Source organism: Chryseobacterium sp. HMWF035, assembly GCF_003094695.1.
In the GTDB taxonomy this organism is placed as follows: Bacteria; Bacteroidota; Bacteroidia; order Flavobacteriales; family Weeksellaceae; genus Chryseobacterium; species Chryseobacterium gambrini.
On sequence record NZ_QEHP01000022.1, the window covers coordinates 58,946 to 70,502 of the forward strand.

The following is an 11,557-nucleotide window of genomic DNA, read 5'->3' on the forward strand; positions in this document are numbered from 1 at the left end:
TTGAAAGAAAGAAAATTATTCTAACAGATTTCGTAACTTTAGTACTACAAACACAAAATATCAATTCATGAAAAAATCAACCTTTTTATGTTTACTTCTCGTAATCATCTCTTTCTGTAGTACTGCCAAAGCGCAGAAAATAACGGACGGACAAACCATTGACCTCAATGGAATGAGTGTAACCTTTAATATTCTGAATAAAGAAACAATACAAAACGGAGGAAAATCTTTTGATCGCTATAAAGTTGCCGCATCTGTAAAAAACACTTCGGATAAATCCTATAACATCAGGCTTTCTTCCTATCCTCAGATTGTAAACAATACTGCAATCGTAGAGCTCAACTGCATTAATGCAACCGGAGCCAAGCTTACATCAAAAAAAATTGAACTGAAGATGAAAGCCCAGATCATTAATGTAACCTACTCTGCTTATGACAAATCCGGAAAATTTGTGAACAGTATTCTTCCGGTAATCGGAAGTTATTATTTTGATGCCGGAGATACCATAAACGATGATGCCATTTTCATCGTACCCCAAGGCGAAAAACCAGACGTTACTGTAAGAAGTCTTCGATAAAATATCCTAAAGAAGCGGTCTCAAAAGTGAAAACAATTTGACTTTTATCATTTCGGGAGCAGCAAAGAATTTCTAAGATCAACTATTTAAGATTTTGAAACCTTCAGTGTATGTTCAGAATGGCACTTTTGAGTCCGCTTTTTTTATGCAATATCCTTTTAATTAATTTTCAGGATTATTATATACTTCTTCAAATATCAATTAAACATTATTCCACATCGGATTATGCTTTAAAACCTCATCATACACGGGACAGCTTTCTGCGTGGGAACCTTTCAGATAACCGATGCTCATCAGGAATTCATTCACGATTTCTCCGCCTGTAAATTTGAAGGTCTTCTTGAAAAGCTTCATCCATTCCGGCAATGTTTTGGGATGATGATGTTCCAGCCATTTTTCAAAAGAACCGAATTCTTTCTGCAGTTCTACAATAGTTTTTGCATTTTCAATGGCAGCGTTTACTTTCAGCTTATTTCTGATAATTCTAGGATCGTTCAGCAGTCTTTCTCGTTCAGATTCACCGTAAAAAGCCACTTTTTGAATATCAAAATTATCATACGCTTTTCTGAAACCTTCTTCTTTCTTCAGAATGGTTTCCCAGCTCAGCCCTGCCTGATTGATTTCCATCACCAGTCTCCCGAACAGCTCATTATCATCATGAATCGGAAAACCGTAATGCTTATCATGGTATTTTTTGTGCAGTTCTCTCCTGCTTTCAGGCTGCATTCCTTCAATTGCCGCGCAATAACTCATTGTTATTATTTTTTATAGATAGTTAAATGCAAATATAAGCGTCGGTAATGACAACTGTATGGCAGGAGCGGTAAAAATTTATGAAAGTTTTTTTGTCTATTCCACTAAAAAAAACCTCCACAAAAGGAGGTTAAGTTTATGTAAGTAAAATGTTTAATGCACCCCACTCAGATCAATCTTTTCTTTGCTTTTTCGTTCTTTAATAAATAAGATGAACGGAATACAGACAAGGAAGATCACTCCCAGATAAAGGAAAACATCCATGTAAGAAAGTACGGTTGCCTGTTTCGTTACCGAAAGATCGAGCATTTTGTAGGCGGCGTTCATTGCGGCATCGGGAGTCATTCCTTTTGCGATAAAACTGCCTTTCAGAGCCTGTAATCTTTGCTGTACTGCAAAATCGGTCTGGTCGAGGTGCGAAATAAGATTCACCCTGTATTTCTGACTCGCATTGGCAATGAATGTGGTGATCGCCGCAATTCCGAAGGAACCTCCAAGCTGTCTCATCATCCCTGTAAATGCAGCTCCCTGTCCGATTTCCTGTCCTTTCAATGTACTTAAGGAAAGCGAGGTGATCGGGATAAACAGTAAACCCAGTCCGGCTCCTCTTACAATCAGCATCCAAAAGAAGGCATCTTTTCCTGTATCCGGAGTCAATATTTTATATCCCCAGAAACTGTAGATAAAGAAGATAAATAATCCCAACGAAACCAAAATCTGCTGTTTAGCTCCTTTTGAAAGCAGTCTTCCGATAATCGGCATCATGAAAGCCGTCGTTAAAGCTGCCGGAATCATTAAAGCACCCGACTGAAGCGCCGTCCATCCCAAAATACTCTGGGTATACAAAGGAACGATAAACGTTGAGCCGTACAAACCAAATCCTAAAACGAAGGACATTACGGTTCCGATTCTTAAGTTTCCGTTTTTCAGAACACGGAGTTCTACGATCGGATATTTAAAGGTAAGTTCTCTCCAGAGGAAAAGGATAAATCCTAAAACGGCAGCTACGGTAAAGAAAACAATCATTCCGCTGGCAAACCAGTCTTCTTCATGACCTCTTTCAAGAATAAACTGTAAGGAACCTACGGTAATTGCCAATAATGCAATTCCAATCCAGTCTACATCGGAAATCTTTCGTTTTTCGGCATATTTCGGACTTCTTACAAACTGAAGCGTCATTAAGGTTGCCGCAATCCCGATCGGAATATTAATATAGAAAATATACGGCCAGCTAAAATTATCCACAATATATCCTCCCAACGGCGGACCCAATGTAGGACCGATAATTACACCAAGTCCGTAAATTGCCTGTGCCATACTTCTTTTTTCCACCGGATAAGATTCCGTGATGATGGTTTGTGAAGTTACCAGAAGCGCTCCCCCACCGATTCCCTGCATAAGACGGAAAAATACAAGCTCCCAGATATTGGTTGCATTTCCGCATAAAAAGGAGAAAACGGTAAATATAATGATGGAAGCCGCAAAATAGTTTCTTCTCCCGAACTGCTGCGAAAGCCAGCTCGTCATCGGAACAATAATTACGTTTCCGATCGCATACGCGGTGATTACCCATCCTACTTCGGAAAGGGTGGCTCCAAGATTTCCCTTCATTTCATTCAGGGCAACGTTTACAATCGTGGAATCCACTATTTCAAGCAAAGCACAAAGAATTGCCGTAATCGTAATGATTACTCTTCGGGCTCCGTATTCTACTAATGAATCTTGCATAGTTTTTTTAGTGTTGTATTAAAAATCAAGAGATTTGAGATTCGGAAATATGAACAAGTTTTTACGAACCAACTTTGTTCTCTCATCCATGAGATGAGGTTTCAGAAAAATTTAGCTGATTAAAATTTCATCAAAGTATTTCCAAATCTCTAAATTTCTCAATTTTAAAAAAGTGAATTGTCAATAATCATCCTCTGCATAGTCTTATTTTTACCTCTGCATTTTCCTCTGCATGATCTGTCTTCATTAAACCGGAATTCTGCTGCATCGTTCAGCTTCATCATTTCAACATCAGTTTTCTTCTTCATATCCGGCAACCGCTTCATTTATCGTCTTCATTTCCTGTTTCCTCTTCATGATCTTTCTGCATAATACCGGAACCTTCTTCATGAATCAGCTTCATCATTTCCACATATATCATTGATCTCTCTTCATTATCCGGCATCAGCTTCATCATCAATCTTCAAATTCATTTCATTAAAAAATGACTTCTCCTTCAAAAATTGACAATTCACTTATATATTTTTGAAAAAAGTGAATTGCAGTTATCAATCTTTCATTGTCAATTCTACTACTTCATTACATCTCATAAACGATCTGCTTCTGCATTGCTGACAATTCACTTATTTTATATTTTTATTTTAAAGAAACTTCTGCTTTTACATTCATTCCTGTTCTTAATCTTTTGGATACATTTTTATCCAGATTTACAAAATCGATTTTTACAGGAAGTCTCTGTACTACTTTTACGAAGTTACCACTCGCATTATCCGGAGGAAGTATAGAGAAGGTAGCTCCGGTTGCAGGAGAGAAAGAACTTACCACACCGTCAAATTCTCTGTCCGGGAAAGCATCAATCTCGATTTTCACTTTTTGTCCTTCCACCATTTTATCAATCTGGGTTTCTTTGAAGTTGGCAATCACCCATTTCTGGTCATTCTTAACCAAAGAAAACAATTGTGAACCTGCCTGTAAATACTGTCCTGCCTGAATCGGCACTTTTCCTACATATCCGTCTTCCGGTGCTACAATTACCGTGTAAGATAAATTCAGTCTCGCATTTTCTACATCCACTTCTCTCTGTTTTGCAACGGAATTTGCCACTCCGATCTGCTGAGAACTTGCTGCGGTCTGAGAAGAAGCGATATTGGTTTGCTGTGCAATCTGGTTTCTCTGATCGATTAAAACCTGCAGTTGCTTATCCGCAGACTGTTTTGCTGCCAAAGCCTGCTCATACTGCTGTTCTGTAATAGAGTGGTCTTTCACAAGATTGGCATATCTTTTTAAATCCTGAGAAGTTTTCCAAACGTTTACTTTTGCGGCTTCAATCTGTGCATTCGCCGTAGTAACAGCGGCTTCAGAAGAATTTATATTTTTTGAAGTTGCCGTTGTGGAAGCCTGTGCATTAGAGATGCTGCTTTTTGCTGTTGCCAATGCTGCTTCTGCCTGCTGCAAAGCCATTTTCTGATCTCTGCTGTCCAGAATAACCAGAGTATCTCCTTTTTTTACAAACTGGTTGTCTTTCACTTTTACTTCCGTTACGTATCCTGAAATTTTAGAAATTACGGGAGCCATATTGGACGCGATCTGTGCATCGTCTGTTTCTTCATGAACCTGCCCATAAGAATAGGTTCTGTAACCGTAGATTCCTCCGCCGATTAAAACTACTGCTAATATGATAGGGAAAACTAAACTTTTTTTCTTTTTAGGTTCAGCCGTTTGTGTAGTATTATTTTCCATTGTGGGTATAAGTTCTTAATTTTATTTGTTTGTTAAAGTTCCGGTGGTCTGTAATAGTTTTCTGTAGGCTAAAGCGGCATCTGCTTTCGCATTGATCACTCCTACGTTCGCTGAGATCTGTGCAGCATCTGCATCCAGAAGTTCCGTCATCGTAGCCAAACCGTTATCATATTTATTTTTTGTAATTCTGTAATTTTCGTTAGCCTGTTCTGCAGATTTTTCGAAAACGGCAATTCTCTTTTTAGAATAATCTGTGTTCTGATATTCTCTGTTTACATCAAGCTTGATGTTGTCGTTTAACAACTCGTTGGTTGCAGCCAACTGCATTTCTCTTGCCTGAGACTGCTTCAGTGAAGAGTTTTCTTTCCACAGATTTGATAAGTTGTAAGAAATTCCTACGCCTACATTTACCGCATTATAAATCGTTAAAAACTTCGGAATATCTGCCGCCACATAACCTCCTGTAAAAGCAATGGAAGGAAGATTTTCTGCTTTCGCGGATTTTGTTCCCAAAGCTGCAGCCTGTCTCTGCTTGTCCAAAGCCTGAAGATCTTTACGGTTTTCTCTGGCTTCATTTAAATAGAAATCAAGCGGTTTTACTTCATTTCCTTCATCTATATAATTCTGGTCTACTTCGATTTCTGTGGTTTCCGGAAGTCCAAGCAATAAATCCATATTGATATTGGCAATATTGTAGTTGTTTTTTGCTTCCAGCAACTGAAGTTCGATGTTTGAAGTCTGCAAACTTGCTTTTAAACGGTCATTTCTCGCAATTACTCCGTTGTTTTCAAGTTTAAGGAACGTTTCGTCTCTTTTTTGAGAAGCGGTAAGGTTTTCTTCTAAAACTTTGATGGACTGATTGGCTTTAAACAAATTATTGTAAGCCTGTGCCACGTTATAAGCAATGGCTACTTTGTCATTTTCAGTGGTTAATTTAGATGCTTCCACTAAATATTTTGCAGATTCTATTCCGTATTTTATTCTTCCTCCGCTGTAGATCGGAACGCTGACATTCGCTGATCCGTAGGCAACCTGATGAACTTCCGGACCTCCTGCTCCTGAAACTCCGGGAAGTTTAATATCAATATTAGGTTTTAAAGGAAGATACATATAGCTTCCTGAAATTTTCAGCTCCGGAAGCTGTCTGTTTTTGGCTTCCAAAAGATTCGCTGTAGCTTCTTCTATTTTTGCAGCATCAATTTTAAGATTTTTGCTGTTCTGGATTCCCAACTGCACGGCATCATCAAGAGTAAGGGTCTTTTTCTCCTGAGCATTTGCGTTTGCAATCCCTACAAATAGAGCGAGCGCAAGGACTGAATTATTTATTTTCTTCATAACCTAGAAGGTCTTTTAGTAGATATTTAATATGTTTATTAAGTTCTGTGTAATATTTTTCATCAAAAACTTCTTCTTCATTGGTGTCGTTAAGAAACTCCTTATACATTTCTTTGGCATTAGAAGCGTAAAATAAAGTTCCGCTCACCGTGGAATGAAGGAGATAAATGGGAGGATTTTTTGTAAAAATTCCTTTCTGAAGACCGCTTTCCAGAATTTTTGAATACATGGAAATGAATCCCATTTTGGTTTCTTTGAGAAATTCTACGATCTGCGGATTTTCTGCATGAAGCTGCTCTCTCTGCATAATTCTGTAGAAACATTTGTTGTGTCTTACCTTTCCTGCAAATTGATCTACGATTTTTTCAACTTTTTCCCATTCGTTGATATCGGTTCTTTCAATAATATCTTTGGAAAAGAACTGTCCTTCGCTCATTCTGTATTCTACCAGTTTCTCGTACAGTTTTTCTTTAGAACCGAAATAATAAGAGATCATAGAAATATTCACATTTGCAGCTTTGGCAATTTCTCTTGTGGAGGTTCCCTCAAAGCCTTTCTCGGCGAAAAGCTTTTCTGCGGCAAATAATATATTCTCTTCTTTTGAAATCATCTTTTACTCTGTATCTGTTTTTCGAGGTGCAAATCTACAACCAATTTTTCATAAATCAAACGATTGATTGATTTTTTATTGAAATTTAATTTTTTTTTAATCTTAAAGTTCACCGAATGGAAAAATTGTTATATTGGGATTCAATTAAAAATTTAGATCATGAAAAAAATAATTTCTGTTTTAGCCATCACTTTATTCACTTTCAACTTTGCACAGGAAACCCCGAAAGGTGCATGCTGCGCAGGAAAAGACAAGAAAGAATGTTCCACAAAAGATAAAAAAGCCTGTGGAGATCATAAAAACTGTGATGCTAAACACAAAACAGCAGAAAACAGTTCTAAAACTACCGATAAAAAAGCTGCCAAAGTAAAGAAAACAGCTTAACAATAAAAAACTCCGAATTCATTTCGGAGTTTTTTATTTAGCTTTTATGAATGTATCTTGATAATTTTATCCCGAGATCCGTCCAGACAATTTTAGGATTTCCGTTTCGGGTTAAATGTAGATCGGCAGTATTGATTTCTTCCAGAATGCTTTCAATATTGGCTCCGCTGATGAATTTTGAGAATCCCATCCAGTTGAAACCATTCGCATCAATCTTTTTATAGACTAAATTCTCCGACTGATAGTTTTGCAGCAAAGCGAGTCTGAAAATTTCGGAACAGTAATTTAAAAAGTTTTTCTGCTTTTCACGGTTCCAGCCTGCAATTTCTCTTGCCCAAAGAATGATGCTTCGCAGAAATTCAGGTTTCTTTTTTACCATAAATGCATCACGAACCCACTGAACAAAAAGCTTTTCGAACTCATCGGTTTTATTTCCGGATTGTAAAAGCTTCAAGGCTTCATTAAGGTCTCCCTGAGCCTGATGGATGATTTCCCCCGTCTTGTCTTCTGAAAGATTATATTTTTTTTTCAGATAAATTTCCAGATCTTCATCGTTTATTCTCGGTACTTCTACAATCTGAGTACGGGAAAGAATGGTTGGTAAAATATCGTTGGTAGATTCTGAAGTAAGCAAAATGATTGTTTTCGCAGGAGGTTCTTCTAAAAATTTCAGGAATTTGTTGGATGCAGCGACGTTCATTTTATCGGCTCTCCAGACGATTAAAATTTTCGTTCCGCCTTCAAAACTTTTCAGTGAAAATTTCTGGTTCTGTTCATCAATTTCATCTGCCGAAATAAAAAGCTGCTTGTTTTCGGATTCTAAAACCGCTGTCCATTCATCATATCCTGCATACGGAGATTTAAGAACCATTTCCCTGAATTCATCAAATTTATTTTTACTTAATGAATTTTTATTGTCTGTAAAAACCGGAAAACTGAAATGCAGATCGAGATGATTGAGATGCTCTACTTTTGCTCCGGCGTGCGGATTTTCGCTGCTAAGAATTTCTTTGGCATATGCCAAAGCCATCGGCAATGTTCCGTACCCTTCTTTGCCGACGAAAAGCTGGGCATGGCTTACCCTGTTTTCGGCAATACTGTCTCTAAGAAGTTTTTTCAGACTTTCCTGTCCGGCAATGTTCTCCCAATTCATGATTCAAAGATATGAAATTTGTAATTCGCAGAATGCGAATTTTTACTTTGCAGGTGAATTTTGCGTTGCAAATGAATTGTGAATTTTATCATGCAGTGTATTGATAATGTATAAAAATTCACAACCAAAGCGAATTTACAATTAAGAATTCATCATAATTATAGCTATTCATCCCCCTTAACAAACTTTAACCTCTTATAATTTTTACAATTCATTAATATTTAAGATATTTGCGCATTGTTTTAAAAATAAAGAATGAAAAAAATCTTTGTACTATCATTGATATCAGTTGGATATTTCCTTAACGCGCAGAATCTGAGTAATTCACCTTATGCAACTTACGGAATCGGAGATGTAAAATATGATAATACGATCGAAACTACCTCAATGGGAGGTATATCTACCGCTTTTATAAGTGATTTTACAAGTAATTTCAATTTTGCAAACCCTGCAAACAATGCTAATTTCGAGCTTACAAGTATTAAGCTGGAAGCTACCAACGAAAACAATTACTTCAAAACAAACTATAATAATACGAAGTCTACGAAGCACTCTACGTATTTATCCAATATTTCAATTGCTTTTCCTCTGTCTCCAAAGCTGAAGATGGGGATTTCTTATCAGCCGTACAGCTCAAAAAGCTATGAAATTATCCACAGAGATACACTTTCTGCAGGTAATATCAGAGCCAACAGATTTAAAGGAAGCGGTACACTGAATACGGTACAGATGGCTTTAGGATATAAAGTGAACGATAAACTTGCTGTGGGAGCAAGAGCGAATTATTATTTCGGGAATCTTTATGACCTGAATGAACTGGCTTATTCCAACGCGGAGTTAATTAACGGATACGAAACGAGAAACAGCATCCACAATTTCAACTTTACTTTAGGAGCAAGCTACCAGAAACTGAATACAAGTACAGACAGAAAACTTACGATAGGAGCTACTACTACTTTCGGAAATACGAGTAATATGACGACCGATTATGTGAACAGTACGTATTTTTATTCTGATGCCGGTGCCACTGTAAAAAGTAACGAAAGCATTATCGACCAGAAAAATACAAAATCTAAAAACCTTTTACCTTTACAGGCTTCTTTAGGGGTAGGTTATGGAGAAGAAAACAAATGGTTCCTTTCTCTTCAGGGAGATTATAAAAAGGGGGAAAACATTAATTATTTCGGAAACACGCTTGATCTTCAGGATTCTTACAGAATTTCCGCCGGAGGTTGGTATTTGCCGAATTATAACAATTTCAGAAGTTATTTTTCAAGAATCGTTTACAGATACGGAGCGTTTTATGAGAAAGGAAGTCTTCAGATCGCAGGACAGAACATCAATAAGGTCGGAGTTTCTGCAGGAGTTCTTCTACCGTTCAAAAACAGCAGTATAACGAGAATGAGCGGTCTTGAACTAGGTCTTGAAGTAGGAAAAAGAGGAACTACTAAAAATAATCTAATTAACCAGAATTTTGTGAACCTGAGAGTTGGTTTCAATTTTGCGGATAAGTGGTTCAGAAAGACTCTATACAATTAAAATGAAGTTTTTTAGAAACATATCATATAAAAAAAATATAGCATACCTTTTTAGTTGTGCTATATTTTTTGTAATAACTTCCTGTGAAGAGGATCTTACGAAAAATAAAGGCAAACAAAGCAAAAATTTCCCTTCACAGATTATTAATAATGCAAACATCATCCAGAGAGATTCCGGGTTTGTGACGATGAGGGCAAAAGCTCCGATCATTGAAAAATATGAGCTGATCGACAGTCCTTATACGGTTGCAAGAAAGGGAATTGACATTCAGTTTTTTGACAAGAAAAAGCCTAAAATTCCCGGAACAATTAAAGCAAAATATGCTAAATTCTACGATTATAAAAAGTTTTACGAAGCGAAAGGAAACGTAAGAATTACCACCAATGAAGGCGATAAATTTGCCATGCAGAGTATTTACTGGGATCAGGTAAAGAAAAACATCTACACCAAAGACACGGTATATGTAACGCGAAAAGACGGAAGTACGCTGATCGGCGCACACGGAATGCGTGCAAAAGATGATTTTTCCGAATATGTTTTCTTCCAGAATTCAGGAGATTTTGCGGCGCCTGAAATATCTCAAAACAAAAAATAATCAAATGGTTTTCCATGCGGTCGGATTGATGTCCGGAACAAGTTTAGACGGACTGGATATCTGTTTTGCCAGATTTGAAAAACAGGATCAATGGACATTCCAAATACTGAAAGCAGAAACCCTTCCCTACTCTAAAAGCTGGGAAGAGAAGCTTAGAAATTCGATCCATCTTTCTGCGGAAGAACTGCTGGAACTGAATTCGGAATATGGTTTTTATTTAGGGAAATCTGTTAAAAACTTTATCGAAAAGCATCAGATAAAAACGGTTGATCTGATTGCTTCTCACGGTCACACGGTTTTTCATCAGCCTCAGAAAAAATTTACTTTACAGATCGGCGACGGAAGAGCAATTAAGCTCGAAACAAATTTACCTGTGATTTACGATTTCAGAAGTCAGGATGTTTTGATGGGCGGAAACGGCGCTCCGCTTGTCCCGATTGGCGACGAATTATTGTTTTCGGAATACGATGCCTGTCTGAATCTGGGTGGTTTTTCTAATATTTCCATGAGAATTCCTGACAGAAGAATTGCCTTCGATATTGCCCCAGTCAATATTATTCTGAATAAATTAGCTCAGAAATTCAATAAAAATTTCGATGAAAACGGTGATTTAGCGAGAACAGGAAAAATTAATGAAGACTTACTGTCTAAATTAAATTCGCTGGATTTTTACAGCCAATCTCATCCAAAATCATTGGGAATTGAATGGTGTAACGAAAATATCTTTCCGCTTTTTGAAAATATTGAGAATGCAGATGTAATGGCAACGTTTACAGAACACGCTGCAGAACAGATTTCAAAAGTTTTCAATAATTACCAACTCAAACGAGTCCTTTTTACAGGTGGCGGAACTTATAATCAATATTTAATTGAAAAGTTAAAAGCCAAAACCAATGCTGAAATTATCATTCCTGAAAAAGAGATTATTGATTTCAAAGAGGCTTTAATCTTTGCATTCATGGGAGTTTTAAGATACAACAATGAAATCAATGTTCTTTCTTCTGCGACGGGAAGTTTCCGTGACCACAGTTCGGGAATTATTGTTTAAGGTAATGTACTGAAAAATAGTTGGTGAAATTCAGGATATATTTTAATAAATTATGCACGTTAATCCGAAGAGGACAAAAGCACTGGTGGAGATCA

General features: G+C 37.1%; 13 protein-coding genes. 5 read left to right on the plus strand and 8 right to left on the minus strand.

Annotated features, from left to right (window positions below):
- The first annotated feature begins 67 nt into the window (after positions 1-67).
- A complete protein-coding gene (locus DD829_RS04440; protein ID WP_108410547.1) occupies positions 68-577 on the plus strand; it encodes a hypothetical protein in 510 nt (169 codons plus the stop codon).
- Between the two features lie 201 nt (positions 578-778).
- On the opposite strand, the gene DD829_RS04445 is transcribed toward DD829_RS04440, so the two are convergent.
- The 7 genes from DD829_RS04445 to DD829_RS04465 all read right to left on the minus strand — a co-directional run bounded on the left by DD829_RS04445 (position 779) and on the right by DD829_RS04465 (position 6,743).
- The gene (locus tag DD829_RS04445) at positions 779-1,330 is read right to left on the minus strand and encodes a DNA-3-methyladenine glycosylase I (protein ID WP_108410546.1); all 552 of its coding nucleotides are present in this window, start codon (positions 1,328-1,330) and stop codon (positions 779-781) included.
- A 153-nt stretch (positions 1,331-1,483) separates the two neighbouring features.
- On the minus strand, positions 1,484-3,058 hold the full coding sequence (locus DD829_RS04450; protein ID WP_076394748.1) for a DHA2 family efflux MFS transporter permease subunit: 1,575 nt from the start codon (positions 3,056-3,058) through the stop codon (positions 1,484-1,486).
- 164 nt (positions 3,059-3,222) lie between these two features.
- Complete coding sequence (locus DD829_RS23475) at positions 3,223-3,366, minus strand: hypothetical protein (protein WP_165796670.1); 144 nt, start codon at positions 3,364-3,366, stop codon at positions 3,223-3,225.
- A 14-nt stretch (positions 3,367-3,380) separates the two neighbouring features.
- On the minus strand, positions 3,381-3,515 hold the full coding sequence (locus DD829_RS24295) for a hypothetical protein (RefSeq protein WP_262497941.1): 135 nt from the start codon (positions 3,513-3,515) through the stop codon (positions 3,381-3,383).
- Between the two features lie 179 nt (positions 3,516-3,694).
- Positions 3,695-4,798 carry an HlyD family secretion protein gene (locus tag DD829_RS04455; RefSeq protein WP_076394746.1) on the minus strand — a complete coding sequence of 368 codons (1,104 nt, stop codon included), beginning with the start codon at positions 4,796-4,798 and terminating at the stop codon, positions 3,695-3,697.
- A gap of 21 nt (positions 4,799-4,819) precedes the next feature.
- Positions 4,820-6,133: a TolC family protein gene (locus DD829_RS04460; RefSeq protein ID WP_108410545.1), complete on the minus strand. Its 1,314-nt coding sequence runs from the start codon at positions 6,131-6,133 to the stop codon at positions 4,820-4,822.
- Positions 6,117-6,743 (minus strand): TetR/AcrR family transcriptional regulator, encoded by a 627-nt coding sequence (locus DD829_RS04465; protein ID WP_076394742.1) that lies wholly within the window; start codon positions 6,741-6,743, stop codon positions 6,117-6,119. The genes DD829_RS04460 and DD829_RS04465 overlap by 17 nt, the downstream gene beginning before the upstream one ends.
- 159 nt (positions 6,744-6,902) lie before the next feature.
- On the opposite strand from DD829_RS04465, the gene DD829_RS04470 reads away from it, so the two are divergent.
- Positions 6,903-7,127, plus strand: a complete 225-nt coding sequence (locus DD829_RS04470; protein WP_076394740.1) for a hypothetical protein — start codon at positions 6,903-6,905, stop codon at positions 7,125-7,127.
- Positions 7,128-7,164: 37 nt separating this feature from the next.
- Here DD829_RS04470 and DD829_RS04475 read toward each other — a convergent pair whose 3' ends face one another.
- Positions 7,165-8,280, minus strand: coding sequence for an ATP-binding protein (locus tag DD829_RS04475; RefSeq protein WP_108410544.1), 1,116 nt, complete (start codon positions 8,278-8,280; stop codon positions 7,165-7,167).
- A gap of 255 nt (positions 8,281-8,535) precedes the next feature.
- Here DD829_RS04475 and DD829_RS04480 point away from each other — a divergent pair, with 255 nt between their 5' ends.
- The 3 genes from DD829_RS04480 to DD829_RS04490 are packed head-to-tail and all read left to right on the plus strand — an operon-like array spanning position 8,536 to position 11,462.
- Positions 8,536-9,819 carry a hypothetical protein gene (locus tag DD829_RS04480; protein ID WP_076394736.1) on the plus strand — a complete coding sequence of 428 codons (1,284 nt, stop codon included), beginning with the start codon at positions 8,536-8,538 and terminating at the stop codon, positions 9,817-9,819.
- 1 nt (position 9,820) lies between these two features.
- Positions 9,821-10,414 (plus strand): LPS export ABC transporter periplasmic protein LptC, encoded by a 594-nt coding sequence (lptC, locus tag DD829_RS04485; protein ID WP_076394734.1) that lies wholly within the window; start codon positions 9,821-9,823, stop codon positions 10,412-10,414.
- A 4-nt stretch (positions 10,415-10,418) separates the two neighbouring features.
- Complete coding sequence (locus DD829_RS04490; RefSeq protein WP_108410543.1) at positions 10,419-11,462, plus strand: anhydro-N-acetylmuramic acid kinase; 1,044 nt, start codon at positions 10,419-10,421, stop codon at positions 11,460-11,462.
- The last annotated feature ends 95 nt before the right edge of the window (positions 11,463-11,557 follow it).